The following is a 26018-nucleotide window of genomic DNA, read 5'->3' as shown; positions in this document are numbered from 1 at the left end:
CGGCTGGCGGCGAGCGAAGGAATCAGCTGGGGAAGGCGCGGCGTGCCCGTGCGGGCGCGCTACCGCGCAGGGCTTGGGCCCGGCGGTCGATGAAAGGTGCTGAAGAGGGGGGGAGGCTGACCGCCGGGCTCAGAGATCTGCGAGGGTCGGGTGCGACCCTGCAGCCGTGCACGCAGTGGAGACTGCGCGCGGCGTGCTGCGGATGAAAGCCTGGCGTTGCATGGGGCCCGAGTGTAGGAAGCCCGGCGTGCAAGGGCAAACAATGGCCTCACGGCCTTTGCCAGATTGGCTGGATGCCCTTCCGCCCTTCAGCCGTTCAGTTCGGCAGCCGCGTGGATGGTTTCGCGCACGCGCGGGTAGATCTGCGCATTCCACTTGCTGCCGCTGAACACGCCGTAGTGGCCCACGCCGGCCTGCAGGTGGTGCGCCTTGAGGTAGGGGCGGATGCCGGTGCAGAGGTCTTGCGCCGCCACCGTCTGGCCCACGGCGCAGATGTCGTCGCGCTCGCCTTCCACCGTCAGCAGCGCGGTGCGGCGAATGGCGGCGGGGTTCACGGTGCGCTCGCCCACGGTGAGCTTGCCGCGCGGCAGGTCGTAGGTCTGGAACACGCGCTCCACCGTCTCCAGGTAGAACTCGGCCGGCAGGTCGTTCACCGCCAGGTACTCGTCGTAGAAGGTGCCGATGGTGCGAGCCTTGTCGATGTCGCCTTCGACCAGGTGGGTGTACATGTCCTGGAACTGCTTCTTGTGGCGCTCGGGGTTCATGCTCATGAAGGCCGACAGCTGCAGGAAGCCCGGGTACACGCGCCGCATGGCGCCCGCGTGCGGCCACGGCACATGGCTGATGAGGTTGCGCCGGAACCAGTCGATCGGTCGGTCGGTCGCGAGCTTGTTCACCGCGGTCGGATTGATGCGGCAATCGACCGGGCCGGCCATCAGCGTGAGGCTGCGCGGCGTGGCGGGGTTGTCGTCCTCGGCCATCAGCGCGGTGGCGGCCAGCGCGGCCACGCAGGGCTGGCACACGGCCACCATGTGCACGCCCGGGCCCACGGCCTCCAGGAAGCGCATGAGTTGCAGCGTGTAGTCGTCCAGGCCGAAGGCGCCTTCCCAGAGCGGCACGTCGCGCGCGTTGTGCCAGTCGGTCAGGTACACGTCGTGGTCGCGCAGCAGCGTGCGCGCGGTTTCGCGCAGCAACGTCGCGAAATGGCCCGACAGTGGTGCGACCAGCAGCACGGGCGGATGCACCGCCTTGGTGTCCTTCCTGAAATGCAGCAGGGTGCCGAACGGCGAGACCAGGGTCTTTTCCTCGTGCACGGCCACGTCGGCGCCGTCGACCGGCACGCTGGCAATGCCGTAGGGCGGCCGCGTGTGCGTGAGCCGCATGCGCGAGAACACCTCGAACTGCGCGGCCATGCGCCTCAGCATGGTGCGTTCGGTGCCTTCCTTCCACAGGGCCTGGCCCAGGTACTGCGCCGCGAGCCGTGCCGGGGAGAGCAGGTCGGCTTGGTTCTGGTAGGCCCGGTACAGCATGGCCCTGGCGCAGGCAAGTTGCGGGCCAGCCGGATGGCATGGCGCTTGCACGCAATGCGGCAACGCCCAAGGAGCTTCAAGATGGCCAAACCCGTTCTCACCATCAGCAGCAAGAACTACGGCGCGTGGGCGCTGCGCGGCTGGCTGATGTGTCGGCTGGCCGGGCTGGACTTCAGCGAGAAGATCATTCCGCCCGACGACCCGGCCATGAAGGCCGAGATGCTGCTGCTGTCTTCGTCCATGCTGGTGCCCTCGCTGCAGCACGGCGGCGTGAAGGTGTGGGACACGCTGGCCATCGGCGAATACCTCAACGAGATCAAGCCCAAGGCCGGCCTGCTGCCCGACGACATCGCCGTCCGTGCCCATTGCAGGGCCATCTGCGGCGAGATGCATTCGGGCTTCTCGTCGATGCGCGGCGCGCTGCCGATGAACATCAAGGCCCATTTCAAGAACTTCAAGGTGTGGTCGCGCGCGCAGGCCGACATCGACCGCATCGTCGCCATCTGGCGCGAATGCCTGAAGGCCTATGGCGGGCCCTTCCTGTTCGGCAAGCAGCCGGGCATGGCCGACGCGATGTACGCGCCGGTGGTCACGCGCTTCCTGAGCTACGACGTGGCGCTGGACAGCGTGTGCGCGGCCTATTGCAAGCGGGTGATGGAGCTGCCGGCCATGAAGGAATGGGTGGCCGCCGCGAAGCAGGAGCCGGAAGAGATCGACGAGCTGGACGCGGAGTTCTAGCTAGCGCCGGAACATCCGCAGGTCGAGCGCGCTTTCCTCGCCCAGCCACATCGCGTGCGCCGTGTGGTCGGCAAGGTCGTCGCCGGTCACGCCGTGCACGAACACGTCGAGCCCGTTGCGGTTGGCCTCGAGCCAGGCGATGACCTGGTCGAATTCGGCGGCGTCGAAGGCGAGCTGGCAGCTCCAATGCGGATGCGGCCCCACCAGCCGCTCGTGCACCCGGCCGACCACCACCATCAGCTCGTGGCCCGCGCGCTCGCTGAGGGCGCGGGCCTGCGCGAGCGTGTCGGGTCCGAAATAGAGGTGGGCGTGGTACTGGGCGTAGAGGTTTTCGGGGCGGCGTGGCATGGTGCGTTCATTGTGGACCCAAGCGCGGTTCCAGGTGAAAGCGCCCGCTGTAGCGGAACACGTCGCCGAACCAGCGGTGGCGCAGCAGCATCTTCATGGTGAAGTGGTCGGCATCCCGCGGGTCGGGGCGTTCCTCGACGTAGGCGGTGCCCAGCAGGAGCCCCAGCGGCAGCGGAATGCGCAGCCCGGCCACGCGCCAGACGTAGCCCCGGTCGCGGAACACGAGCGCGCCGTCTTCCGCGCTCACCGCCAGTCGCATGCCGATGCCGAAGCGCACGTACTCGATCACCTCGCTGCCCCGGCGCGCGTCGTGTTCCATGTGCGAGCGGAAATGAAAGGGCGGCCTGCCGGGGAAACTGAAGACGCGGTTCCAGTAGAGCGTGGCGTTGTCGGGGCGGCATCGGTAGTGCACTTCGATCGGCACGTCCTTGCCCTGGTGCGGCACGAGCGCGCCGAACAGCCGGCCGAAAGGCATCAGCAGCGCGGCCCAGGGCGCGTGCCAGACCTCGCTCATGGTGCCGCGCACGCACACGTGGTCGTCGGAGAACGGCGCCATCGCGTAGTGGCGGCGGATGACCTCGCCCAGCCGCTCCCACGCGGGGCCGAGCGCCTGCCGGAAGACCGGCGTGGTGGTCGGCATCGCCGTCATCCGGCGGCCGCCGCGCTGGCCGTGGCTTCGGCGCGTGCCTTGTAGAAGCGCAGGATGTTCTCGGATGCGTCGGCCAGCAACAGGTGCATGACGCGGTCCGCATACCAGTTGAAGCTGGTGCTCATGCGCCACGACACTGCCACGCGCAGCTCGGTGCCGCCGTCGCGCGGCGTCAGCGTGTAGGTGGCGTCGCGCAGGTCGAAGTACTGGCCGCCGATCATCACGTGGTCGTCGAGCGCCCCTGCCGGGAAGGAGTCGGCCGAGAAGCGAAAGCGCCACTTCAGCAGGCGGTCGGGCTCCCATTCGGTGATGACCTCTTCAAAGTGCACGTTCTTCTGCCACTGCACCTGGCGCACGCGGCCTTCGGGCGTGTCGACCGTCACGCCCGACACCGGCATCGGCACGCCGATGCGGTAGGCCCAGGCATTGCCGACTTCGGCGGGGCGGATGTCGCGCGCGGCGTTCAGCTCGTGCCACACGCGATCGGCCGGCGCCGCGATGAAGAGCGTGCGCGAGGTGCTGGAAAAACGGTCGGGGTTGGGCAACTGCGGCTCGATGGCGCCGAACACCAGCGGCAGCATCGCGAAGCTGTAGACGGCCTGCTTCGGCCAGTTGGTGATGCGGCACACGATGCCCATTGCCAGCCCGCCGACGCTGCCCATCACCGCGAACAGCGGCACGATGACGATGGCGCAGATCAGCCCCTCGATGAACACCGCCAGCGTGCCGCCGACGAACAGCGCCGTCGCCACCCACGGCGCCCAGAGGTAGTAACCCCAGCTGCGGCGCTCGATGCGCTCGGCCATGTACACCGTGACCGCGCCGCACAGCGCGGGCACGAAGTAGACGAAGGAGGCGAGCATCGGCGAGAAGCGCTGCCCCGGGCCGCCGCTGAAGACGATGCGCAGCACCAGCGCGATGGCCGCGCCCGCCAGCATCGGCCAGAACCATGCGAAGGGCATGCCGCCGCGGGACTGGGGCGGCAGCTCGCCGGGGGGCTGGTTCGGCGCGAGTTCGGCGAGCCTGCTTTCGTTGTTGTCGTCTTGCATGCGGAGCTTTCTGCCTGTTCGTTGTTTCTCGTCGGGTCCGTTCAGCTGGCGCTGCGCCTGGCCGTGACCATGCAGTAGTCGAAGTCGCGCCAGAACATGCCCAGCGCCAGCGCGCAATAGCTGGCCACGATGTGCTTGCGCCGCCACGGGCTGAGCTTGCCGCGCGCCTTCCAGAGCTCGGCCAGGGTGAAGCGCGTGGCCAGCACCGGGATGTGCAGCGCGCTGGGCGCGACGCGCCAGCGCAGCGACTTGCACTCGATGTCCTCGAAGCCGTTGTCGCGCAGGGCGGCGATGAAGTCTTCGCGCACCGCCAGCGTGGGCACGGCCCAGCTGTCGGCCCACAGGCGGTGCAGCCAGCCGGCCGCCCGGCCGGGCTGGCGGCGCAGCAGGAAGCCGTCGACCACCGCCAGCCGCGCGCCGGGCTTGAGCAGGCGCGCGGCTTCGCGGATGAAGTCGGCCTTGGCGGTGCCCTCGGCGTAGCAGGCGCTTTCCACGGCCCAGGCGCCGTCGGCCTGCGCGGCCGGCAGGCCGGTGCGGGTGTAGTCGGCCTCGATGTGGGCCATGCGGTCGGCCACGCCGGCCGCGGCGTCGAGCCTGGCGGCGATGCGGTTCTGCACGGCCACGTTGGTGACGGTGACGGCGTAGAGCGACGGGTCGTCGCCCACCAGCGTGCGCGCGGTGGCGCCTGCGCCGCAGCCCATGTCGATCACGCAGCGGCGCGGCGCGCCGCCGGGCTCCGCATCGTCGAGCCGCAGCGCGCGGCCGATCACGCGGTTCATTTCCACCAGCATGCCCTCGCGCCGCAGTGGGTTCAGGCCCGCGCGCCAGAAGCCGAAGTGCATGTTGTAGCTGGGGCTCCAGGCGCTGTAGTCGAGCGCGACTTCGGTGAAGTAGACCTGGGTGTCCTCGGGGGTGATGGGCGCGCCGGCATGGCCGGCCGATGCCTGGGCGGGTGCTTCGAGCGGCAGGCGGAAGTCGGGCTGGAAAACGGTAGGCATGGCAGTTCCCTCGCTTGGTTGTGCGTCGGTTTTCTTCAGAGGCGGCAGTTGCCGTCGTTGCAGGAAGCCGCGATGCGCCCGGCCAGCCGTGTCGCCAGCCAGCGCGGAATGCGGTAGCGGTTGCGCGCCAGCAGGGCGTAGGCGCGGTCGGCCATCGGCGCGATCAGCGGCAGGTCGAGCAGGCCCTCGCCGCTGGGCAGGCCCACTGCAGCGCGGCTCGCGCGGATGGCCGGCACGCCGACCAGCACTTGGCCCGTTGCATCGACCGCGTGGATCGCGGCCATCAGTGCATCGCGCGGCGCCGGCCCGCCGCTGAAAGAGGCCGGCGAGCAGTCGACGAAGCGCAGCTTGCCGGCCGTGTCGCGCGCGCCCAGGTTGCCCATCTCGGCCGAGCAGATCGCGCAGCTGGCGTCGAAGTACAGGGTCAGCGGATAGACGGGAAGGGCGGCGTGGCTCATGGCATCCTTGGTTCTCGATATTTCTGTCAAAACAGAAATGAAAGGGCAAAAAAAGAGACGGCTCAGATCATCGGCAGGCTGGCATGGTGGGCGTCGGGATCGTCGTCCTTGCCGCTCTTGTCGCCGCGCACGAACTTCTGCACGCTGGCGCCCAGCGTCAGCACCTTGTCGAGCGTGCCGGGCGACAGCCGCAGCATCTCGTCGGCCCAGGTGGCCAGCTTGCTCATGAGGTCCATGGTGGAGCGGATGCGGTCCTGCGCATCGGGCGGCTCCTTCTGGAAGTCGGGGCTCGAGACCAGTTCGCGCAGCACGCGGATGGTCGGGTCGAACTCGCGTTCCTTGCGTTCGCGCACCACGGTGCGGAACAGCTCCCACACGTCGACGCTGGTCTCGAAGTAGTCGCGCCGGTCGCCCAGCGTGTGGGTGATGCGCACGAGGTTCCAGGCCTGCAGCTCCTTCAGGCTGTTGCTGACATTGGAGCGCGCGACGCCCAGCGTTTCGGACAGCTCCTCGGCATGCATCGGCTTGCCGTGGGCGAAGAGCAGCGCGTGGATCTGCGAAACGGTGCGGTTGACGCCCCACATGGACCCCATTTCGCCCCAGTGCAGGACGAACTTGCGTTGAATGTCTGTGAGTTCCATGGCGCAGAGTTTAGGATTTGCGAAATTTCTGTCAAGAGAGAAATGTAAAAAGCAGGCGGACGTGAAGAAACAGTGAAATACTGTACAAATACACAGTAAACCGCAGCCGAGGATTCGCCATGCCAGCAGCCCGCATCCCCATTCACGCCATCAAGGGCCGAGGCGCGGCCACGCAGCTCGCGCACCGTTTCTCCAAGGACGAGCGCAACGCCTTCGACGATGGCTGGGGCACGCTCGAAGAAGGCGTGGCCGAGGCCGAAGAGCTGCAGCCCATCGCCACCGAGGTGCGCTTCGAGGACGTGAAATCGGCGCTCAACGAGAACGAGTCGCCCGACATCTACTTCGACCGCTCACTCAACCCTTACCGAGGTTGCGAGCACGGCTGCATCTACTGCTTCGCGCGGCCCACGCACAGCTACCTCAATCTCTCGCCCGGCCTCGATTTCGAGACCAAGCTCATCGCCAAGCGCAATCTCGTGGAGGTGCTGCGCACCGAGCTTGGCCGCAGGAGCTACAAGCCGAGCTACATCGCCATCGGCACCGCCACCGACTGCTACCAGCCCATCGAACGCGAACTGCGCATCACGCGCTCGGTGATCGAGCTGCTGCGCGAAACGCGGCATCCCTTCGCGCTGGTCACCAAGTCGAGTGCCATCGAGCGCGACCTGGATTTGATCGCGCCCATGGCGGCCGATCGCCTCGTGGCCGTGTACATCACCGTGACCACGCTCGACGGGGAACTGGCCCGCAAGCTGGAGCCGCGCGCCGCGGCGCCCCACCGGCGGCTGCGCACCATCCGCACGCTGACCGAGGCGGGCGTGCCGGTGGGCGTGAGCGTGGCGCCGCAGATTCCCTTCGTCACCGAAGACATGGAACAGGTGCTCGAAGCCGCCTGGGAGGCCGGCGCGCGCAGCGCCTTCTACACGGTGGTGAGGCTGCCGTGGGAGGTGGCGCCGCTCTTCAAGGAATGGCTGGCGCTGCACTACCCGCAGCGCGCCGACCGCATCATGGCGCGCATCCACGAGATGCGCGGCGGCAAGGACTACGACGCCGACTTCGCCACGCGCATGAAGGGCAGCGGCCTGTGGGCCGACCTGGTCCACCAGCGCTTTCAGAAGGCAACGAACCGCCTGGGCTTCAATCGCGAGCGGATTCCGCTGGACATCACTTCTTTCCGGCCGCCCGGCGTGGTGGGGCAAGGGAGCCTGTTCTAGCGTCGTCCACCGGCGCTGCCACGCCCTCGGTTTTTTCGATGGTGATTTCCAGAAAGCGCTTCAGCGCCGGGTTCTCCGTGTTGGCCCGGTAGGCCAGCGCAATACCGATGCGCGCGTCTTCCGGCAGGTCGAGGATCGGCCTGAACACCGCTCCCAGGGATCGTTGATAGGGCGTGTTGGCTGCCGGTACCAGTGCCATGCCCAGGCCGCTTGCGACCAGGCCCAGCGCCGTCTGCACCTGGATGGCCTCCTGCGTGATGCGCGGGGCCACGCCCGCACGCTGGAACACCAGGCTGACCGCCGCGTGAAGCCCGCCGACGGGCGAGGGGGCGTAGCCGATGAAGGGTTGCCCCTCCAGCGCCGCCAGCGCCACGGCCGGCTTGCGCGCGAGCGCATGGCCGCGCGGCAGCGCCAGGCAGAAGCGGTCTTCCTCGACCATCTGGAAGCGCAGCTCGGGTGGCCGGTTGGTGGGAAAGCGCACGAAGCCCAGGTCGAGCGTGCCCGCCTCCACGCGCGAAAGCAGCTCCAGGTTCGTGCCTTCCTTCAGGTCGAGGTGAACCGCGGGATGGCGCAGCCTGAACGCCTGCACCAGCCGCGGCAGCAGGCGCAGCGTGACCGAACCGCTGAACCCGATGGCCAGCTTGCCGGACTCGCCTGCTACCGCGAGTTGCACCGCGGCCTTGATGTGCGTGGCAGCGTCCAGGCATTCGCGTGCCGCCTTCAGGGCAGCATCGCCCGCGGCCGTGAGCCGCACGCCGCGCGAGCTGCGCACGAAGAGCATCGTGCCCAGTTCTTCTTCCAGCTTGCGGATGGCCACCGACAGCGGCGGCTGCGCCATATGCAGCCGCTCGGCCGCAACGCTGAAGCTGCCGGTTTCCGCGAGTGCCAGGAATTGGCGCAGTTGTCTCAGATCCATCCATACACCTCGTATATAGGAGAGTCCACCAAAAGTATTGGATTGAATATAGCGTGGTCCCTACGATTCGGGCTCCATCACGGTGGCGCTGAGTGGTCAGCGGCACACCGGCCATCAGGAGACAAGACAAATGAAAACCACCACACGCCGCGCCGCCGTGGGCTGCTGCATCGCCTGGCTGGCCCTCGCCGGCATTTCTCCCGCCGTGATGGCGCAGGGCTCGTACCCCAACAAGTCCGTCAAGATCGTCGTGCCCTACCCGCCGGGCGGCACCAACGACAGCGTGGCGCGCCTGCTTGCGCAGCGCCTGGGCGAGCGCATGGGCCAGCCCTTCATCGTCGAGAACAAGCCCGGCGCCTCGGGCAACCTGGGCGCCGAGCTGGTGGCCCGCTCGCCGGCCGACGGCTACACGCTGATCCTCGTGACCATGGGGCACACCATCCACCCATCGCTCTACAAGAACCTGCGCTACGACATCCGCACCGACCTGGTACCCATCACCGAACTCACCAGCGGCCCGGCGCTGCTGATGGTGAATCCCGCCCTCGGCATCAACAGCGTGAAAGACCTGATCGCGCGCGCCAAGGCCAAGCCTGGGGAGCTGAACTTCACGTCGGCCGGCAACGGCTCCTCGACCCATCTTGCGACCGAGTACTTCGACTCGCAGGCCGGCATCAAGATGACGCACATCCCGTTCAACGGCAGCGCGCCGGCCATGATGGACGTGATCGCCGGCAATTCGCAGGTTGTGATGGACATGATGTATTCGGCCATGTCCCAGGTGAAGGGCGGCAAGCTCAAGGCGATCGCGCAGACCGGCGCGAAGCGCTCGCCGGCCTTGCCGGATGTGCCTACGGTGGCCGAGGCCGGCTTGCCGGGCTTCGAAGTGACCGTGTGGAACGGCCTGATGGCACCAGCCGGCACGCCGAAGGACGTGATCGCCAAACTTAACACCGAGATCCGCCACGAGCTCGACAGCGCCGACTTCAAGGAGCGCCTGGCCGCGCAGGGCTACGAACCCGCGGGCAACACGCCAGAGCAGTTCGGCAAGCTCATCGCGGCCGATATCGAGCGGTGGTCGAAGGTGGTCAAGACCTCGGGCGCCAAGGTCGAATGAGCACAGCCGACACGATGCCCGGAGCTTTCCCGAACATGCTCGCCAACCACACGCTCGATCGCCTGCTGAACCCGCGCTCCGTGGCCGTGATCGGCGCCTCCGACGATGCGCTGCGCATCGGGGGGCGGCCCATCGCCTACATGCGCTCGCAGGGCTTCTCGGGCCGGCTGATGCCGGTGAACCCGAACCGCGCGCAGATTCAGGGCCTGCCTGCCTTCGCGAGCGTGGCCGCACTGCCCGAGACGCCCGACGTGGCCATCGTGGCCGTGGCCGCCCACCTCGCGCCGCAGGTGGTCGCCGACCTGGGCGCGCGCGGCACGTCCGCAGCCATCGTGTTCTCGGCCGGCTTCGCCGAGATGGGCGAAGACGGCGAGCGGCTGCAGCAGCGCATGGTGGAGGCGGCGCGTGCCCACGGCGTGCGGCTGCTCGGCCCCAATTCGCTGGGCGTGCTCAACCCGCGCATCGGCTTCTACGGCAGCTTCACCTCGGTCGTCGAAATGGGTTTTCCGAAGCCGGGGCGCGTGGGCATCGCCAGCCAGTCGGGCGCCTACGGCAGCCACATCCTGGGCATTGCGCGGGAGTTCGGCATCGGCGTGTCGTCCTGCGTCATGAGCGGCAACGAATGCGACATCAGCCTGGGCGATCTCGTGCGGGCCTTCGTGGACGACGGCGACACCGACGTGATCGCGGTGTACTCGGAAGGCATTCGCGACGGCGCGCGTTTGCTGGATGCGCTCGAGGCGGCGCGGCGGGCCCGCAAGCCGGTGGTGATGATGAAGGTCGGAACCAGCGCCGTGGGCAGCGCCGCGGCGCAGTCGCACACCGCGTCCATCGCGGGCAACGACGCTGTGACCGATGCCGTGCTGGCCGAGTTCGGCGTGGTGCGGGCGCGCTCCACCGAGCACATGCTCGACGTGGCTCGCCTGGCCACGCGCCGCATCTACCCGGCCGACAACTCGCTGGGTGTGATCACCGTGAGCGGCGGCGCGGGCGTGATCGTGTCCGACGCAGCCGAGCTTGCGGGCTTGCCGATGCCCGAGATGCCCGCTGCCGCGCAGCAGCACCTGAAGGCGCTGATCCCCTTCGCCGCGCCGCGCAACCCGGTCGACTGCACCGCGCAGTTCATGAACGACCTGAGCATTGCCGGGCGCTTTGCCGAGGCGGTGGTGGCCGAGGGCGGATACCGGTCGGTGCTGGGTTTCTTCACCTACACGGTGGGTGCCGAGTCCATCGCCGACGGCCTGCGCGCGCAACTCAAGGCCGTGCGCGACAAGCACCCCGACCGGCTTTTCGTGCTCTCGATCCTGGCGTCCAGGGAGCGGGTGCAGCAATACGAGGCCGACGGCTTCACCGTGTTCGAGGACCCGGCGCGCGCCGTGGTCGCCATCGAGGCCATGGGCCGTTTCGGCCGGGCCTTCGCGCGCCAGCCCGCGCAGGAGCCCCCTCGGGTGCCGGCGGTGGCCTTGCCGGCTGCCAACCCCAGCGAAGCCGAGGCCAAGCGCGTGCTGGCCGAAGCCGGCATTGCCGTGGCGCCGGAGCGGGCCTGCGCGAACGCACGGGACGCAGTGGCCGCGGCCGAGGCGCTCGGCTTTCCGGTCGTACTGAAGATCCTGTCGCCCGACATCGTGCACAAGTCGGAGATCGGCGGCGTGCTGCTGAACGTTGCGAACGCAGGCGCCGTGCGGGAGGGCTTTGCCATGCTGATGGAACGCGCCGCCCTGGCCGCGCCCGATGCGCGTATCGAAGGCGTGCTGGTTGCGAAGCAGTTGAGCGGCGGTGTCGAATGCATCCTGGGCATCCAGCGCGACCCGGTGTTCGGCCCGGTGGCCATGTTCGGCCTTGGCGGCATCTTCGTCGAGGTGATGAAAGACGTGGTGCTGCGCCGCTGCCCCTTCGGCGAGGACGTGGCCGAACAGATGATTCGCGGCATTCAGGGCGCGCCGCTGCTGCTGGGCGCGCGCGGCAAGCCGGTGGCGGACGTGAAGGCGCTGGCCGCGATGCTCTCGCGTCTTTCGGTGTTCGCGCACCAGTGCGGCCCGCGCCTGCAGTCCATCGACCTGAATCCCGTGCTGGCCTTGCCGCAAGGGCAGGGCGCCTTCGCCGCCGACGCCGTGGTCGTGCTTGCGCCCGTGCCCGACTCGGCGCAGGGCTGACAGGGCGTCGCATGGCTATCGATGTTCAGCGCCTGCTCGCGCGGGAATTCGCGCCGGTCGAGCACACCTATGGCACGCGCGACACGCAGCTCTATGCGCTCGGCGTCGGCCTGGGCGCCGATCCGCTCGATGCCGGGCAACTGCGCTATGTCTACGAGCGTGCCGAAGGCGGGTTGCAGGCGCTGCCCACGTTGGTCAATGTGCTCGGCTACGGCGGTTTCTGGGCCGACCAGCCCGACACCGGCATCGACTGGCGTCAGCTCGTGCATGCCGAGCAGGCCTTCGTGTTGCAGCGTCCGCTGCCGGCCGAAGGCCGTGTGATCGGTGCGAACCGCGTCGTCGCTCTGCACGACAAGGGCGCCGGCAAGGGCGCGCTGATGCTGCAGGAGCGCCGCGTCACGGATGCGACCAGCGGCGAGCTGCTGGCCTGCGTCACCCAGACCAGCATGCTGCGCGCCGACGGCGGCTTTGGCGCGGCGCACGGCGCGCCGTTGGCCCAGCCGCACGCGATGCCCGCGCGCGCGCCCGATGCCGTCTGCGATTTGCCGACGCTGCCTCAGGCCGCGCTGCTCTACCGCCTGAGCGGCGACTTCAACCCGCTGCATGCCGACCCCGGCGTGGCGCGCGCAGCCGGCTTTTCAAGGCCGATCCTGCACGGCCTTGCCACGATGGGCGTCGCGCTGCACGCGGTGCTCGCCACGCTGCTGGACTACGACGCCTCGGGCGTGCGCGGCATGCGTGTGCGCTTCACCGCACCGGTGCTGCCGGGCGAGACGCTGCGCACCGAACTCTGGCGCGACGGCTCGGTGGTGTCGCTGCGCACCACGGCGCTGGAGCGCGGCACCCTGGTGCTGAACGCTGGCCGCGTGGACCTGGCCTGAACCAAACACCCACAAGCATCGAAGGAAAGAAGCAGCATGGACCTGCAGATCAAGGACAAAGTCGCCATCGTCACCGGCTCGGCACGGGGCCTGGGCGCCGCCACCGCGCGCCGCTTGGCCGAGGAGGGCGCGAAGGTCGTCGTTACCGACATCCTGCGCGAGCAGGCCGAAGCCACCGCCGCCTCGCTGCGCGACGACGGGCTTCAGGCGCATTGCATCGTCGCCGACATCACCAAGGGCGCCGAGGTGCAGCGGCTGGTGGACGAGGCCGTTGCGCACTTCGGCGGCGTGCATATCCTGGTCAACAACGCCGGCTTCCCGCGCGACCGCTACCTGGTGAAGATGAGCGAGGACGACTGGGACCTGGTGATGGAGGTGATGCTCAAGGGCGCATTCCTCGCCAGCAAGGCCGTCATGCCGCGCTTCATTGAGCAGGGCTGGGGCCGCGTCATCAACATCAGCTCGCGCGCGCATTTCGGCAATCCGACGCAGGCCAACTATTCGGCCGCGAAAGCCGGCCTGATCGGCATGGCCAAGGCGCTGGCCATCGAGGAAGGGCGCTACGGCATCACGGTGAATTGCGTGGCGCCGGGCTTCATGGAAACCGAGATGGTGCAGGCGCTGGCCACCTACGAAACCATCAAGGAGCGCGCGGTGGCCATGCAGCCGATCAAGCGCGTGGGCAAGCCCGCCGACATCGCGGACGCGGTGGCTTTTCTTGCCTCGGAGCGCGCCAGTTTCATCACCGGCGAGGTGCTGCACGTGACGGGTGGGCGCTATGGTTGAGATCGGCGCCGGGCCGGTGCGCTGCCGCACGCAGGGCGGCGTTGCCGTCCTCACGCTGGACAACCCGCCGCTCAACGTCGTGTTCCGCGGCCTCACCGAAGCACTGGGCGGTGCTCTCGACGCGCTGGCGCGCGACGCGGACGTGCGCGCCGTGGTCGTGGTCGGTGCCGGCACGCGCGCCTTCTGCGCCGGGTCGGACATTGCCGAGTTCCAGCCGCTGATGCAACCCGGGCGCATCGGTCCGGAAAAGCTCGCGTTGCAGCATGCGGTGTTCGCCCGGTTCGACGACTTTCCCAAGCCCACGGTGGCGGCCGTCAATGGCCTTGCCTTCGGCGGCGGGCTGGAGATCGCGGTGTGCTGCGACCTCATCGTGAGCGACGAGAGCGCCCGCTTCGCGCTGCCCGAGATCAAGCTGGGCGTTTTTCCCGGTAGCGGCGGGCCGGTGCGCGTCACGCGCCGAGTGGGCCAGGGTCGGGCCAGGGAAATGATGCTCCTTGGCGAGCCCATCGATGCCGCCACGGCGCTGGCCTGGGGCCTCGTCAATCGCGTGGTGCCGCAGGGCGCGGCGCTCGAGGCCGCGCTAGCGCTCGCCGCCACGCTCGCCCGCCGGCCGCCGCTTGCACTGGCGCTGTGCAAGCAGGCCATCGGCTTCAGCTTCGACATGCCGCGGGATGCCGCGATTGCCGCCGCGCTGCCGCTGTCCGAACGTGTCTTCACCTCGGCCGAATCGCGGGAAGGCGTGCGTGCCTTCCTCGCCGGGGAGACGCCGGATTTTCCCAACGCATTGCATCCCGAGAAAGATTGACACCATGAAACGCGCTGCCATCGTCTCCCCCCTCCGCACCCCCATCGGCGCCTTCGGCGGTTCACTGCGCGGTGTGCCCGTGGAAGAACTCGGCGCCACCGTCGCGCGCGCCGTGATCGCCCGCACCGGGCTCGACCCCGCACGCATCGAAGACGTGGTCTTCGCCCATTCCTATGCCAACGGCGAGGTGCCCTGCACCGGCCGCTGGGTGGCGCTGCAGGCGGGCTTTCCCGTCGAGGTGGCCGGCATGCAGCTCGACCGCCGCTGCGGCAGCGGCCTGCAGGCCATCGCCACCGCCGCGATGATGGTGCAGACCGGCGCCGCCGACGTGGTGATGGCTGGCGGCGTCGAGAGCATGAGCAACGTCGAGTACTACACCACCGACATGCGCTGGGGCAAGCGCGCGGGCACGGTCAAGTTCCACGACCGGCTCGAACGCGGGCGCGAACGCTCGCAGCCCGAGTCGCGCTTCGGCCGCATCTCCGGAATGATCGAGACCGCCGAGAACCTGGCGCGCGACTACGCCATCACGCGCGAGGAGGCCGATGCCTTTGCGCTGCGCAGCCATCGGCGCGCGGCGGCGGCCTGGGCCTCGGGGAAGTTCGCCGAAGAGGTGGTGCCCGTGAGCGTGCCGCAGCGCAAGGGCGAGGCGCTGGTGATCGATCGCGACGAGGGCATCCGCGCCGACCTGACGCTGGAGCAACTGGCCGGGCTCAAGCCGCTGGTCGAGGACGGCATCGTCACCGCCGGCAACGCCTGCCAGCAGAACGACGCCGCCGCCGCCTGCCTGATCGTGGCCGAGGACCGGCTCGAAGAACTCGGGCTCACGCCGATCGGCTACCTGCACAGCTGGGCCGCCGCGGGCTGCGAGCCTTCGCACATGGGCATCGGGCCGGTGCCCGCCGTGAAGAAGCTGTTCGGCCGCAACGGCCTGGGTTTCGACGACATGGGCCTGGTCGAGCTGAACGAGGCCTTCGCCTGCCAGGCACTGGCCTGCGCAAAGGGCTGGGACTGGAACGACCCGGAGCGCTTCAACGTCAACGGCTCGGGCATTTCGCTCGGTCATCCGGTGGGCGCGACCGGCGTGCGCATCATGACCTCGCTGCTGCACGAGATGCAACGGCGCGGCGCGCGCTATGGCCTGGAGACCATGTGCATCGGCGGCGGCCAGGGCCTGGCCGCGGTGTTCGAGCGTGCCTGAGCCGGAGCCGCGCGCATGACCTATCCCTTTCTCGGCCGGCTTCGGGTCATCGAAAGTTCGGCCTTCATCGCGGCGCCGCTGGCGGGCCTGACGCTCGCGCAGTTCGGCGCCGATGTGATCCGTATCGATATGATCGGCGGCGGTATCGATTACGCGCGCATGCCCCGCATGCCGCACCCGCAAGGCCACGGCCGCAGTCTCTACTGGACCGGGCTCAACAAGGGCAAGCGCTCGGTGGCTGTCGACCTGCGCCGCCCCGAAGGCCGTGAGCTGATACAGGCGCTGACCACCGCGCCGGGGCCGGATGCCGGCGTGCTGCTCACCAACATCGGCACGCCGTGGCTGGCCCACGAGGTGCTGGCCGCGCGGCGCGAAGACCTGATCAGCTGCACCATCCAGGGCAACGGCGACGGCAGCACGGCGGTCGACTACACCGTGAACTGCGCCACCGGCTATCCGGCCGTCACGGGCGGCGGCTCGCGCGCGCAGCCAGTCAATCATGTGCTGCCCGCCTGGGACATCGCGTGTGCGTACCAGGCGGCCCTTGCGATCCTTGCCGCGGTCGATCATCGGCGCCGCGGCGGGCAGGGCGCGGAACTCAAGCTGGCATTGTCGGACATGGCCTTCGGCATGCTGTCGCACCTGGGCGTGCTGGCCGAAGCCGAACTGCTGGGACAGGAGCGCCCCTCCATCGGCAACCATCTCTACGGCGCCTTCGGGCGCGACTTCGGAACTGCCGACGGTGGCCGTCTCATGGTGGCGGCGATCTCCGCCGGCCAATGGAAGGCGCTGGTGGCGTGCTGCGGCATCGCGGAACCCATCGGCGCGCTGCAGCAACGGCTGGACCTCGACTTTGCCGACGAGGCGCAGCGCTTCGAGGCGCGCGATGCCATTGCGGCGCTGGTCGAGCCGTGGTTCTCTGCTCGCACGCAGCAAGAGGCACAGGTGGCGCTGGAGCAGTACAAGGTCTGTTGGGGCCGCTACAGCACCGTGGGGGAGGCGTTGGCGGGTGACGCGCGCGCGAGCCTGGCCAATCCGGTGTTCGAGCGCATCGACACTCCTGGCATCGGCGCTCACCTGGCGGCGGGCGCGGCGGTGCGTGCACCGGGCATGGAACGCGAAGCCACGTCGCCGGCCGCGCTGCTCGGCACCCATACCGACGAGGTGCTGCATGAGGTGCTGGGCCTGAGCGGCGCGGCCATCGGGCGGCTGCACGACGAGGGCGTCGTAGCCGGGCCGCAGCGCGATCCGACGGTGGTGGCTGCAGCCTCCGAGTAGACGCTCCGCGGGACGGACGTCATCAGCGCGTGCCGACGACTTGCCGCGCAGCCGCGGTGGGGCAGCCTGCTCCGCCCGCGGCATCATCGCCGCACCAATCCCCACCCAGCGCCTTCACCAGGAACACCGCCGTCAGCAGCCGCTGCCCACGCAGTTGCGCGGCCTGGCGCTCCACCGTCAGCAGCGACTGCTGCGCGGTGATCACGTCCAGGTAGGTCGACGCACCGCCCTCGTAGCGGCTGGTGGCCATGTCGAGCACGCGGCGCGCGGCGGTCACGGCGGCCTGTGCCTGCGCCGTCGCGCTGTCTAGCGCGGAAAGGCCGGTGATGCCGTCTTCCACCTCCTGCATCGCGGTCAGCACGGTGCGGCGGTAGTTGCCGACGGTGACGTCGTAGCCGGCCTTCGCGAAGTCGACGTTGGCGCGGATGCGCCCACCGTCGAACAACACCTGCGTGGCCGACACGCCCACCGACCACAGCAGGCTCGGGCCGTTGAACAGCGTCTCGATCGTGCGGCTGTCCACGCCCACGGTGGGCGAGATGAAGATGCTCGGGTAGAAGGCCGCGGTGGCGACGCCGATCTGCGCATTGGCGGCGGCCATCGCGCGTTCGGCCGAGGCCACGTCGGGGCGGCGCTGCAGTATCTCGGAGGGCACGCCCAGCGGCACGGCCGGCGGCCTGATCTCGCGCAGGTCCACCGGCAGCGAGAAGCTGGGCGCGGGCGTGCCGGTGAGCGTGGCCAGCGCGTGCTCGTACTGCGAGCGCTGCTTCCTCAGCACGTCGACCTGCGTCAGCGTGGTCTCGAGCAGCGACTGCTGCTGCGCCACGTCGAGGCCCGACACGGCGCCCAGGTCGTGGCGCGCCGTCACCAGTTCGAGCGCGCGGCGCTGCAGGGCGATGGAGCGCGTGACCACGTCGAGCTCGATGTCGGTGGAGCGCAGGTTGAAGTAGCTGCTGGCCACGTCGGCGCTCAGCAGCAGCCGGGTGTTCTGCAGGTCGGCGGCCGATTGTTCGGCCGAGGCCTTGGCGCCTTCGACCGTGCGCTGCACGCGGCCGGCCAGGTCGACTTCGTAGCTTGCGTTGAGCGACAGCGCGAAGTCGTTCTGCACCGTCGTCGAATTGGGCGTCGCGTAGTTGGTGAGCGGGCGGTTGGCCGAAATCCGCAGGCGCGAGGCGCGGGTGCCGAGGCCGACCTGCGGATACTGGCCGGCCGCGTTGGCCGCGAGCGTGGCGCGCGCCTGCGCCAGCCGCGCATTGGCGATGGCCAGCGTGGGGCTGCCGGCAAGCGCCTGCTGCTGCAGCGCGTCGAGCTGCGGGTCGCCGAAGCGGCGCCACCAGGGGCCCTTGTCGGCGGCGTCGTTGGGTGCGCTCACGCGCCAGGGCTCCTCGAGCTTCCAGCTGACGGGCAGGGGCGTGTCCGGCGTCTTGTAGTCGGGGCCGACCGCGCAGCCCGCCACCAGCATGGCGGCCAGCAGGGCGAGCGGAGCGGCCAGGCGCGGCGGCGTCACGCCGGGGCCTTCGGCGTGGGGGCCTTGGCGGGCGGCGTCTCGGGCGCCACTGCCACCACGTCGCCTTCGGCCAGCGAATCGGACGGGTTCAGCACCATGCGGTCGGTGTGCTCGAGGCCGTCGATCACTTCGACGTTCTCGCCGTAGTTGCGGCCCAGCGTCACCGCGCGCAGGTTGACGCGGCCCTGCGGGTCGACCACGGCAATCCGCGTGCCCTCGGCGCGGAACAGCAGCGCGTTCGACGGCACCGACAGCGTGCGGCTGGCGGCCAGCGGCAGCGACACCTGCACATAGGCACCCGGCAGCAGCGCGCCGTCGCTGTTGGGCAGCGACACCTCGACCTGCATCATCCGCGTGGTCGTGTCGATGGAGCCGGCGGTGCGTGCCACCTGGCCCTTGAAGGTCTGGCCACGCAGCTCGGCCTGGGTCACCACTACCGGTTGCCCCGCCTTCACGAGCTGGGCGTAGGCCTGCGGCACGTTGATGTACACGCGCAGCGGATCGGTCTGCGCCAGCAGGAACAACGCGCGCCCGGCGCCGCCGCCGCTGCCCGCGTCGATCAGGTCGCCCACGTCGACGTTGCGCCGCGTGATCACGCCCGCGAACGGCGCCACCACGCGCTTGAAGCCTTCGGTCTGTTTCAGCCGCTGCACGTTGGCGTCGGCCGCCGCCACGTTGGAGGTGGCTTGCGCCACCGCGCTGCGGCGTTCGTCCAGCTCCTGCTGCGAGACCACGTCCTTCTTGCGCAGCGCTTCCCAGCGGTCGGCGGTGCTGCGTGCCAGCTCCAGGCCGGAGGCCGCCTGCGCACGCGCGGCCACGGCCTGCGACAGCTGCTGGTCGATCTCGGGCGTCTCGATCTCGGCGAGCAGTTCGCCCTTTTCGACGCGGCTGCCGATGTCCTTGGTCCAGCGCTTGAGGTAGCCGCTGGCGCGCGCCGAAATGGGCGACTGCACGAAGCCCTGCAGCGTGCCCGGCAGCGACAGCGTCTGGCCGGCGGTGGGCGTGCGGGGCAGGGCGGTCTGCACGTACTGCTTCGCGCGCTCCGTCGTGCCCGCCTCGAGCGCGCGGGCGTTGGCGATGCGCACGAACACCGTGCGCGCCGCGCCCAGCCCCAGCAGCACGAGAACGATCAGCACCAGCCAGCGCGTGCGCCGCACGATCTGCCGGCGGCGCAGCAACTCGCCGTCGCCTTCTTCCACGGCGATGGGGTGGATGGCCAGTGCCGAATGGCGTTGCTCCGTCATGAAATCAATTCTCCTGGGGCGTTGCGCCCTCTGGCGGTTGATGCTGCTGGGAGGCTTCGCGCGCCGCCCGGCGGCGGGCAAGCCGACTGTGCACCCCCGCGAACACGGCGGGTACGAAAAACAATGTCGACACCGTGGCAAAGACCAGCCCGCCGATGACGGCGCGGCCCAGCGGCGCGTTCTGCTCGGCGCCTTCGCCCAGGCCCAGCGCCATCGGGATCATGCCGATGATCATCGCCAGCGCGGTCATCAGCACCGGGCGGATGCGGGTGGCGCCGGCTTCCAGCGCGGCCGACAGCGGCGGAATGCCCGCCTGCAGCCGCTCGCGCGCGAACGACACCAGCAGAATGGAATTGGCCGTGGCCACGCCCATGGTCATGATCGCGCCCGTGAGCGCGGGCACGCTCAGCGTGGTGCCGGTGATGAAGAGCATCCACGCGATGCCCGCCAGCGCGGCCGGCAGGGCGGTGATGATGATGGCCGCGTCCAGCCACGACTGGAAGGTGACCACGATCAGCAGGTACACCAGCACGATGGCCATCGCCAGCCCCACGCCCAGGCCGATGAACGACGACTGCATGGTCTGCACCTGCCCGCGGATGTCCACCCGGCTGCCGCGCGAGAGCTTGGGCCGCATCTCGTCGACCAGCTTCTGCACCTTCGAGGCCACGCTGGCCAGGTCGGTGCCCTGCACGCTCACGTAGACGTCGATCACCGGCGCGATGTTGTAGCGCGACATCACGGCCGGCTGCCGGTCGGCCTGGGTGCTCACCAGGTTGCCCAGCAGCTGCTGCGCGCCGGTGCCGCCCTGGCCCCCGCTGGCGCCCACCGGAATGTTGAGCAGCGAATCGAGCGAATCGACCGTGTATTGCGGCGTCTGCACCGCGATGCTGTAGACCACGCCGTTGGCCGGATTCAGCCAGAAGGCGGGCGCCGTCTGCGAGCTGCCCGACAGCGCGATGAGCACGTTCTGCCCCACGTTGGAGGCCGTGAGGCCGTACTGCTGCAGCCGTGTGCGGTCCATCTGCAGGCTCAGCGCGGGGCCGTCCAGGCGCTGGTGCACGTGCGCGTCGACCGCGCCTGGAATCTGCCGGATCGCCTTGGTGAGTTCGGCCGCGCGCGCGGCGTTGCCGGCCATGTCGTTGCCGCTGAACTGCACGTCGATGGCCGCCGGCAGGCCGAAGTTCAGGATCTGCGTGACGATGTCCGCCGGCTGGAAGAAGAACTCGATGCCCGGAAAGCGCTTGGGCAGCTCCGCGCGCAGGAGCGACACATGCTGCTCGGTCGGCTTGTGGCCCTCTTTCAGCGACAGCAGCAGCTCGCCGTCGAAGGTGCCGATGGTGCCGGCGTTGCTGTACGACAGGTTGATGCCGCTGTTGGGCACGCCCAGGTTGTCCAGGATGGTCTCGAGCTGGTCGGGCGGCACCAGCTCGCGGATGGCGGCTTCCACCTGGTCGGTCAGGCGCGCGGTTTCCTCGATGCGGGTGCCGGTGGGGGCGCGCAGGTGCAGGCGGATCTGGCCGGCATCCACCGTGGGGAAGAAGTCGCGGCCCAGCACCGGATAAAGCAGGCACGACAGCAGGCAGAAGCCCAGGAACAGGCCGATGAAGCCCGCCCGCCTGGAGAGCACTGCCGACAGCACCAGCGTGTAGGCGCGGCGCACGCGCTCGAAGCGGCGGTCGAAGGCGCGGTACAGGCGCTGCAGCGCGCTCTGCCTGGTGCCTTCCGCGGGCTGTTGCTGCTGCGGGCCGTGCGAGCCGCCCATCAGCAGCATCACCAGCGTCGGCACCAGCGTGCGCGACAGCAGGTAGGACGCGATCATGGCGAACACCACGGCCTCGGCCAGCGGTACGAACAGGAAGCGCGCCACGCCCGAGAGAAAGAACATCGGGACGAACACGATGCAGATGCACAGCGTGGAAACGAAGGCGGCCGAGCCGATCTCGCCCGCGCCGACCTCGATGGCATCCTTCAGCGGCGTGCCCATGTGCAGGTGCCGCTCGATGTTCTCGATGGTCACGATCGCCTGGTCCACCAGAATGCCCACCGAGAGCGCCAGCCCGCCCAGCGTCATGAGGTTGAGCGTTTCGCCCAGCGAATACAGCACCAGGATGGACGCCAGGATGGACAGCGGAATCGTCAGCCCGATGATCAGCGTGCTGCGCCAGTTGCCCAGGAACAGCAGCACCATCGCGGCCGTGAGCGCGGCCGCCAGGATGGCTTCAAACACCACGCCCTTCACGGCCGCCTTCACGAACACCGACTGGTCGAACAGCGGCGTGATCTTGATGTCTTCCGGCATCGTCTGGGCGGCGATGGGCAGCATGGCGCGGATGTTCGAGACGATGTCCAGCGTGGAGGCGCCGCCGTTCTTGAGCACCGACAGCAGCACGCCGCGCACGCCGTCCTGGCGCACCACGTTGGTCTGCGGCGAGAAGCCGTCGCGCACATAGGCCACGTCGCGCAGATAGGTGGTGGCGCCGTTCACCGTGCGGATCGGCAGGTCGTTCAGGCCCGCGATGGCGTCGGGCGAGCCATTCATCTTCACGTTGTATTCGGTGGCGCCGAACTTGGCCGTGCCCGAGGGCAGGATCAGGTTCTGCGTGTTCACCGCGTTCACCACGTCGGCCGGCGACAGGCCGCGCGCCTGCAGCGCCTGGGTGTCGAGGTCGACCGAGATCAGCCGGTTCTTGCCGCCGTACGGAAACGGAATGGCCGCGCCCGGCACCGTGATGAGCTGCGGGCGCAACTGGTTGACGGTGGCGTCGAAGAGAGAGTTTTCAGAGCGCGTGGGGCTGGAAAGCGCCAGCTGGATCACCGGCACGCTGGAAGCCGAATACTTGATGACCAGCGGCGGCGTGATGCCCGGCGGCAGCTGCCGCACCTGCGCCTGCATGGAGGCCACCACCTGCGAGATGGCCATTTCGATGTTGGCCGTGGGCTGGAAGAACACCTTGATGATCGACACGCCCGCCAGCGACTGCGACTCGATGTGCTCGATGTCGCTCACCGTGGTGGTCAGCCCGCGCTCCACCTGGCCCGAGATGCGCTGCCCCATTTCCTGCGCCGGCAGGCCGGTGTAGTTCCAGATGACGCTCACGACCGGAATGTTGATTTCCGGGAAGATGTCGGTGGCCATGCGCGCCAGGACAAAAGGCGTGGCCAGCACGATCAGCATCGCCATGACGATGAAGGTGTACGGACGACGCAACGCAAGCTGGACCATGGAGGGGGCTCTCTGCTTCCGACGGAAAAAGGTTTCGCATCATAAGGAAGTAGATTTAAGTTTGCTGGCCCGCTCGAGCCGGCTGTCGCGCTTTACCAAATGGCTACGTTGCCGGCGTCGGGAGCGCCAGCCGCAGGCGCGTGACGTTCGGGTTGGCCGCATCGCGCTGCAGTCTGAAGCCCAGCTTGCGCGCCAGCGCCAGCATGCCGGTGTTGTCGTAGAGCGTGATGTCCGAAAGCTGCCTCACGCCGGCCCCGGCGGCGGCCTCGATCAGCTTGCGCATGAGCTTGTGGGCCACGCCGCGGTGCTGCCAGGCGTCGGCGATCACCACGGCGAATTCGGCGACCTGCGCCGTCCCGGGCGTGTCGCCGCGCACATAGCGAACCACGCCCATCTGCTGCTCGGCGCCTTCGATCACCGTGGTCGCGATGAGCGCCAGCTCGCGGTCGTAGTCGATGTGGGTCATGCGCCAGAGCTCGTCCGGCTGGGGCTTGCGCGGCGACAGCAGGCGGCGGTAGCCGGTTTCGTTCGACAGGCCCGCCACGAAGGCCGAATGCATGGCGAGGTCTTCGGCGCGGATCGGGCGGATGCGCACCGGCGTGCCGTCGGCGAGCTGCCAGTCTTCGGCCAGGTGGCCGGGGTAGCCGTGGGGCGCCTGCGTTGCCATGGGCAGGTTTTGCCACGCGCCCGGTGCCAGGTCAACGAGAGATCCCCTGTCTCTTGGGCGCGCCTCAGGGCACCAGGAACGAATGCACCAGCGTCAGTTCGCCCGGCTTGCGCATCGGCACCCGGAAGACCTGCTGCTTCTCCTTGGGCGTGCCTTCGTCCTGCAGGATGGTCACCTGCGCGGTGATCACCGCGTCGCGCTGCTCGCCGGCGCCGAAGTAGTTCACGAACACGTGATATGCGCCCTGCACCGGGCTGGGCGTGGCGAAGATCTCGGGGCCGAAGCCGGTGGTCACGTCCACGTCCAGCGAGCCGCCGTTGGGCGCCACGCGCGCGCCGTAGAACACATGCTGGCCGTCGGGCGACACCACGTGCAGGTCGAGGTCGGTGTTGTCGCTGTCCCAGCTCAGCACGACGCGCAGCTTGACCGGCACGCGGTTGGCCTGCGTCTCGTAGAACTGCGAGCGCGCGACTTCGCCGTTGGGCGAGCGCACTTCCACGCCGTGGCTGCCGGAGCCGAAGGACCAGGGCCGCGCGAAGTTGCCCTTCTCGTCGGTCAGCAGCGGAATGGCGATGCCGTCCACGATGAGGCGCGCGGGCGTGCGCGGGGCCGTGCCCTTCGGGTCGTTCGTCTTGGGCGCGGCGGCGATGCGGCCGCGGATCAACGAAGCCTCGGAGCGGCCGTTGGCGTTGACGCTGCTGGCCGGGTAGTGCACTTCCTGCACGAAGTCCTGCTGCTGTGCGGGCGCGTTGCGCCAGCCGCCGCGCGGCGTGTCGAGCACGGTCTGGGCCTGCGCCGAGAGGCCGGCGAGCGCCGAGATAAGGCCGAGAGCGGTAAATGCGGCGGAGGCGGCGCGACGCGCCAGTGAAGATGTTTTCATGAGTCTGCCAGTTGCTGCGCAAGCCGTTCGATGAAGATTTCGTCCTGCCCGTGGGGATGGTCGCGAAACGCCAGGTGCAGGTATTCGTGGATGAGCGTCACGCGGCCCTCGCGGCTGTGCCACTCGCGCACCCGGATCACCAGGCGGCGTTGATCGGAATGCGGAACGCCCATGGCGAGCAGGCACACGCGCAGCGTGTCGTCGACCGGCTGGAAGCCCGCCTGGGCGCGCAGCACCTGGCGCCAGCGCCGCTGGCGGTCGGCCAGCCACCGCTGGGCTTCGGGCAGGGGCGTGCAGTCGGCTTCTGCCCGGAACGGTGCCAGCGTGCCGCGCGGGTACGCGGTGCGCAGGATGGCGCCGAAGGGCTGGCCCTCGCGGCTTGCGGCGACCGCGCCTTGCCACGACATGACGCCGGGCGAGGCCCGGTCGCTGTGGTAGTTGACGGCCTGGCCGTCGATCACCAGGCCTTCGGTGAAGGCCGCAGCGGCGCGCGCCGCTGCGGTCGGCGGATTGGGGCCGACGCGCTGCGTGCGGCTGTCGTCGGCAATCTGGCGGCAGCCTTCGATTTCGCTCGCGTTCTGCAGCACGTAGCTGCGCGCCGCCACCGCGAGCGCGCGGGCGGCTTCGGTTTCGCGCGCGTCGCCTTCGCGGTCGACCACGCGCGCCACGTAGTCCTCCAGCGGCAGGCGCGCGGCGATGCGCGGGCCGTCCGAGCCGTAGCGCAGCACCTGGGCGGGCACGCCTTCCATCACCAACTGCGAGCCGTTCTGGAAGGCGATGCGGTAGCGCCCGCGCAACGGGCCGGCCGGCGCGGCGGCGGTGTTGCCCGGCAGCGCGCGCTGCACGGTGGCGATGGGATAGCGCTGGAAGAAATCGACGGCGATGCAGGGCTGCGCGCCGAGCGCCGCCGCATCCGGCGCCGGCGACGCCAGGCCGTGCGCGGCCCATTGCCCGGCCATCCATTTCGCCTGGGCGCGCAGCGCGCTGCGACTGGTGCCGGTGTCGCCGAACCAGAACGGCGTGCCGTCTGCCAGCCAGCCGGCGGCGCCGCCCACCGGTTGCGTACCTTCCCGCCATGACCAGGTCTTGAAGCGCGGGCCGCCACCCAGGGCGGCAAGCACCTCGTCGTCGCGCACCGTGACGGGCTGCAGGGCCTGGCGCGCGGCGGTGCGGGCGGGAGCGGGAATCTGGCGCAGCGCGGACAGCAGCTCGGACACGGGCACGCGCGTCTCGGGCTTCATGGCGTCCAGGCGCCGCAGCCAGGCGGGGGCGTCGCTGTCGCGCCAGAAGCGGGTCCAGTCGGCGGCGTTGACGCCGACGCGCGACGGGTCGAAATAGGGTCCGCAGGACTGGGCCAGCGCCTGTTCACGCCCGATGCTGCCGCCCGGGTCGCAGCAGTATTCGTCGTCGGTGCGGCGCTGCATGCTGGCGCAGCGGTAGACGGGCTCCTGCGTGGCGTTGACGCTCAGGTAGCTGTAGACGAAGAGCTTCCATACGCTGCCCAGCGGCGTCTGCAGCGCGTCGCCCTCTTGCGGCAGGGGCGCGGTGCCGCGCGGCGTGCGTTCGACCGCGACCATGCCTTCGTCGGTGAGCCAGGCCAGGCGCGGCGACGCCGTCGCAGGCGAAGCCGCCGATGACGGGAAAGCCGGCAGCGCCAGCGCGGCCGCGCACGCGAACGCGCCGGCGCCGAACGCCTTCAGTCGCGCAAGCACCCGGGCCGCTTCGGCTTTCAT

At 69.4% G+C, this 26018-nt stretch carries 23 protein-coding genes; 9 read left to right on the top strand and 14 right to left on the bottom strand.

Annotation, left to right across the window (positions count from 1 at the left end):
• Positions 1 to 308: 308 nt before the first annotated feature.
• Positions 309 to 1529: a polyhydroxyalkanoate depolymerase gene (locus L3V85_RS24815; RefSeq protein ID WP_237675338.1), complete on the bottom strand. Its 1221-nt coding sequence runs from the start codon at positions 1527 to 1529 to the stop codon at positions 309 to 311.
• Positions 1530 to 1610: 81 nt separating this feature from the next.
• On the opposite strand from L3V85_RS24815, the gene L3V85_RS24810 reads away from it, so the two are divergent.
• Positions 1611 to 2267 carry a glutathione S-transferase gene (locus tag L3V85_RS24810; RefSeq protein ID WP_237675337.1) on the top strand — a complete coding sequence of 219 codons (657 nt, stop codon included), beginning with the start codon at positions 1611 to 1613 and terminating at the stop codon, positions 2265 to 2267.
• Here L3V85_RS24810 and L3V85_RS24805 read toward each other — a convergent pair whose 3' ends face one another.
• The 6 genes from L3V85_RS24805 to L3V85_RS24780 all read right to left on the bottom strand — a co-directional run bounded on the left by L3V85_RS24805 (position 2268) and on the right by L3V85_RS24780 (position 6410).
• Positions 2268 to 2615, bottom strand: a complete 348-nt coding sequence (locus L3V85_RS24805; protein WP_237675336.1) for a DOPA 4,5-dioxygenase family protein — start codon at positions 2613 to 2615, stop codon at positions 2268 to 2270.
• Positions 2616 to 2622: 7 nt separating this feature from the next.
• Positions 2623 to 3255 (bottom strand): DUF4166 domain-containing protein, encoded by a 633-nt coding sequence (locus L3V85_RS24800; RefSeq protein WP_237675335.1) that lies wholly within the window; start codon positions 3253 to 3255, stop codon positions 2623 to 2625.
• A gap of 5 nt (positions 3256 to 3260) precedes the next feature.
• Entirely contained in the window at positions 3261 to 4313 is a 1053-nt protein-coding gene (locus L3V85_RS24795) for an SRPBCC domain-containing protein (protein ID WP_237675334.1), read from the bottom strand.
• A 41-nt stretch (positions 4314 to 4354) separates the two neighbouring features.
• Positions 4355 to 5311, bottom strand: coding sequence for an SAM-dependent methyltransferase (locus L3V85_RS24790; protein ID WP_237675333.1), 957 nt, complete (start codon positions 5309 to 5311; stop codon positions 4355 to 4357).
• 35 nt (positions 5312 to 5346) lie between these two features.
• On the bottom strand, positions 5347 to 5769 hold the full coding sequence (locus tag L3V85_RS24785) for a thiol-disulfide oxidoreductase DCC family protein (protein ID WP_237675332.1): 423 nt from the start codon (positions 5767 to 5769) through the stop codon (positions 5347 to 5349).
• A gap of 62 nt (positions 5770 to 5831) precedes the next feature.
• Positions 5832 to 6410 carry a GbsR/MarR family transcriptional regulator gene (locus L3V85_RS24780; protein WP_237675331.1) on the bottom strand — a complete coding sequence of 193 codons (579 nt, stop codon included), beginning with the start codon at positions 6408 to 6410 and terminating at the stop codon, positions 5832 to 5834.
• Between the two features lie 119 nt (positions 6411 to 6529).
• Here L3V85_RS24780 and L3V85_RS24775 point away from each other — a divergent pair, with 119 nt between their 5' ends.
• The gene (locus tag L3V85_RS24775) at positions 6530 to 7624 is read left to right on the top strand and encodes a PA0069 family radical SAM protein (protein WP_237675330.1); all 1095 of its coding nucleotides are present in this window, start codon (positions 6530 to 6532) and stop codon (positions 7622 to 7624) included.
• On the opposite strand, the gene L3V85_RS24770 is transcribed toward L3V85_RS24775, so the two are convergent.
• Positions 7575 to 8540 (bottom strand): LysR family transcriptional regulator, encoded by a 966-nt coding sequence (locus tag L3V85_RS24770; RefSeq protein ID WP_237675329.1) that lies wholly within the window; start codon positions 8538 to 8540, stop codon positions 7575 to 7577. The two genes, L3V85_RS24775 and L3V85_RS24770, sit on opposite strands and share 50 nt — an antisense overlap.
• A gap of 130 nt (positions 8541 to 8670) precedes the next feature.
• Between L3V85_RS24770 and L3V85_RS24765 the strand changes: the two genes are divergently transcribed.
• The 7 genes from L3V85_RS24765 to L3V85_RS24735 are packed head-to-tail and all read left to right on the top strand — an operon-like array spanning position 8671 to position 16761.
• Positions 8671 to 9657 carry a tripartite tricarboxylate transporter substrate binding protein gene (locus tag L3V85_RS24765; RefSeq protein WP_237675328.1) on the top strand — a complete coding sequence of 329 codons (987 nt, stop codon included), beginning with the start codon at positions 8671 to 8673 and terminating at the stop codon, positions 9655 to 9657.
• Positions 9658 to 9671: 14 nt separating this feature from the next.
• Entirely contained in the window at positions 9672 to 11810 is a 2139-nt protein-coding gene (locus L3V85_RS24760) for an acetate--CoA ligase family protein (RefSeq protein ID WP_237675327.1), read from the top strand.
• An 11-nt stretch (positions 11811 to 11821) separates the two neighbouring features.
• Positions 11822 to 12691: a MaoC/PaaZ C-terminal domain-containing protein gene (locus tag L3V85_RS24755; RefSeq protein ID WP_237675326.1), complete on the top strand. Its 870-nt coding sequence runs from the start codon at positions 11822 to 11824 to the stop codon at positions 12689 to 12691.
• A gap of 36 nt (positions 12692 to 12727) precedes the next feature.
• Positions 12728 to 13477 (top strand): SDR family NAD(P)-dependent oxidoreductase, encoded by a 750-nt coding sequence (locus L3V85_RS24750; protein WP_237675325.1) that lies wholly within the window; start codon positions 12728 to 12730, stop codon positions 13475 to 13477.
• Entirely contained in the window at positions 13470 to 14282 is an 813-nt protein-coding gene (locus tag L3V85_RS24745; protein WP_237675324.1) for an enoyl-CoA hydratase/isomerase family protein, read from the top strand. The genes L3V85_RS24750 and L3V85_RS24745 overlap by 8 nt, the downstream gene beginning before the upstream one ends.
• Positions 14283 to 14286: 4 nt before the next feature.
• A complete protein-coding gene (locus L3V85_RS24740) occupies positions 14287 to 15483 on the top strand; it encodes an acetyl-CoA C-acetyltransferase (RefSeq protein WP_237675323.1) in 1197 nt (398 codons plus the stop codon).
• Between the two features lie 15 nt (positions 15484 to 15498).
• Positions 15499 to 16761 (top strand): CoA transferase, encoded by a 1263-nt coding sequence (locus tag L3V85_RS24735; RefSeq protein ID WP_237675322.1) that lies wholly within the window; start codon positions 15499 to 15501, stop codon positions 16759 to 16761.
• Positions 16762 to 16783: 22 nt separating this feature from the next.
• On the opposite strand, the gene L3V85_RS24730 is transcribed toward L3V85_RS24735, so the two are convergent.
• From L3V85_RS24730 to L3V85_RS24705, 6 genes are all read right to left on the bottom strand, one after another.
• The gene (locus tag L3V85_RS24730) at positions 16784 to 18223 is read right to left on the bottom strand and encodes an efflux transporter outer membrane subunit (protein WP_237680641.1); all 1440 of its coding nucleotides are present in this window, start codon (positions 18221 to 18223) and stop codon (positions 16784 to 16786) included.
• Positions 18224 to 18264: 41 nt separating this feature from the next.
• Positions 18265 to 19512, bottom strand: coding sequence for an efflux RND transporter periplasmic adaptor subunit (locus L3V85_RS24725; RefSeq protein WP_237675321.1), 1248 nt, complete (start codon positions 19510 to 19512; stop codon positions 18265 to 18267).
• Positions 19513 to 19516: 4 nt separating this feature from the next.
• The gene (locus L3V85_RS24720) at positions 19517 to 22738 is read right to left on the bottom strand and encodes an efflux RND transporter permease subunit (protein ID WP_237675320.1); all 3222 of its coding nucleotides are present in this window, start codon (positions 22736 to 22738) and stop codon (positions 19517 to 19519) included.
• Positions 22739 to 22841: 103 nt separating this feature from the next.
• Positions 22842 to 23405, bottom strand: a complete 564-nt coding sequence (locus L3V85_RS24715; RefSeq protein WP_237675319.1) for a GNAT family N-acetyltransferase — start codon at positions 23403 to 23405, stop codon at positions 22842 to 22844.
• A gap of 64 nt (positions 23406 to 23469) precedes the next feature.
• On the bottom strand, positions 23470 to 24285 hold the full coding sequence (locus L3V85_RS24710) for a YfaP family protein (protein ID WP_237675318.1): 816 nt from the start codon (positions 24283 to 24285) through the stop codon (positions 23470 to 23472).
• Complete coding sequence (locus L3V85_RS24705) at positions 24282 to 26018, bottom strand: DUF2300 domain-containing protein (protein ID WP_237675317.1); 1737 nt, start codon at positions 26016 to 26018, stop codon at positions 24282 to 24284. The genes L3V85_RS24710 and L3V85_RS24705 overlap by 4 nt, the downstream gene beginning before the upstream one ends.

It is taken from the genome of Variovorax paradoxus, from assembly GCF_022009635.1.
Lineage (GTDB): Bacteria > Pseudomonadota > Gammaproteobacteria > Burkholderiales > Burkholderiaceae_C > Variovorax.
This window is presented reverse-complemented; position numbering and strand designations above follow the sequence as displayed.

Coding starts and splice junctions, on each gene's coding strand:
- L3V85_RS24815 (WP_237675338.1), bottom strand. CDS start 1,529: ATGCTGTACCGGGCCTACCAGAACCAAGCCGACCTGCTCTCCCCGGCA.
- L3V85_RS24810 (WP_237675337.1), top strand. CDS start 1,611: ATGGCCAAACCCGTTCTCACCATCAGCAGCAAGAACTACGGCGCGTGG.
- L3V85_RS24805 (WP_237675336.1), bottom strand. CDS start 2,615: ATGCCACGCCGCCCCGAAAACCTCTACGCCCAGTACCACGCCCACCTC.
- L3V85_RS24800 (WP_237675335.1), bottom strand. CDS start 3,255: ATGCCGACCACCACGCCGGTCTTCCGGCAGGCGCTCGGCCCCGCGTGG.
- L3V85_RS24795 (WP_237675334.1), bottom strand. CDS start 4,313: ATGCAAGACGACAACAACGAAAGCAGGCTCGCCGAACTCGCGCCGAAC.
- L3V85_RS24790 (WP_237675333.1), bottom strand. CDS start 5,311: ATGCCTACCGTTTTCCAGCCCGACTTCCGCCTGCCGCTCGAAGCACCC.
- L3V85_RS24785 (WP_237675332.1), bottom strand. CDS start 5,769: ATGAGCCACGCCGCCCTTCCCGTCTATCCGCTGACCCTGTACTTCGAC.
- L3V85_RS24780 (WP_237675331.1), bottom strand. CDS start 6,410: ATGGAACTCACAGACATTCAACGCAAGTTCGTCCTGCACTGGGGCGAA.
- L3V85_RS24775 (WP_237675330.1), top strand. CDS start 6,530: ATGCCAGCAGCCCGCATCCCCATTCACGCCATCAAGGGCCGAGGCGCG.
- L3V85_RS24770 (WP_237675329.1), bottom strand. CDS start 8,540: ATGGATCTGAGACAACTGCGCCAATTCCTGGCACTCGCGGAAACCGGC.
- L3V85_RS24765 (WP_237675328.1), top strand. CDS start 8,671: ATGAAAACCACCACACGCCGCGCCGCCGTGGGCTGCTGCATCGCCTGG.
- L3V85_RS24760 (WP_237675327.1), top strand. CDS start 9,672: ATGCCCGGAGCTTTCCCGAACATGCTCGCCAACCACACGCTCGATCGC.
- L3V85_RS24755 (WP_237675326.1), top strand. CDS start 11,822: ATGGCTATCGATGTTCAGCGCCTGCTCGCGCGGGAATTCGCGCCGGTC.
- L3V85_RS24750 (WP_237675325.1), top strand. CDS start 12,728: ATGGACCTGCAGATCAAGGACAAAGTCGCCATCGTCACCGGCTCGGCA.
- L3V85_RS24745 (WP_237675324.1), top strand. CDS start 13,470: ATGGTTGAGATCGGCGCCGGGCCGGTGCGCTGCCGCACGCAGGGCGGC.
- L3V85_RS24740 (WP_237675323.1), top strand. CDS start 14,287: ATGAAACGCGCTGCCATCGTCTCCCCCCTCCGCACCCCCATCGGCGCC.
- L3V85_RS24735 (WP_237675322.1), top strand. CDS start 15,499: ATGACCTATCCCTTTCTCGGCCGGCTTCGGGTCATCGAAAGTTCGGCC.
- L3V85_RS24730 (WP_237680641.1), bottom strand. CDS start 18,223: ATGCTGGTGGCGGGCTGCGCGGTCGGCCCCGACTACAAGACGCCGGAC.
- L3V85_RS24725 (WP_237675321.1), bottom strand. CDS start 19,512: ATGACGGAGCAACGCCATTCGGCACTGGCCATCCACCCCATCGCCGTG.
- L3V85_RS24720 (WP_237675320.1), bottom strand. CDS start 22,738: ATGGTCCAGCTTGCGTTGCGTCGTCCGTACACCTTCATCGTCATGGCG.
- L3V85_RS24715 (WP_237675319.1), bottom strand. CDS start 23,405: ATGGCAACGCAGGCGCCCCACGGCTACCCCGGCCACCTGGCCGAAGAC.
- L3V85_RS24710 (WP_237675318.1), bottom strand. CDS start 24,285: ATGAAAACATCTTCACTGGCGCGTCGCGCCGCCTCCGCCGCATTTACC.
- L3V85_RS24705 (WP_237675317.1), bottom strand. CDS start 26,018: ATGAAAGCCGAAGCGGCCCGGGTGCTTGCGCGACTGAAGGCGTTCGGC.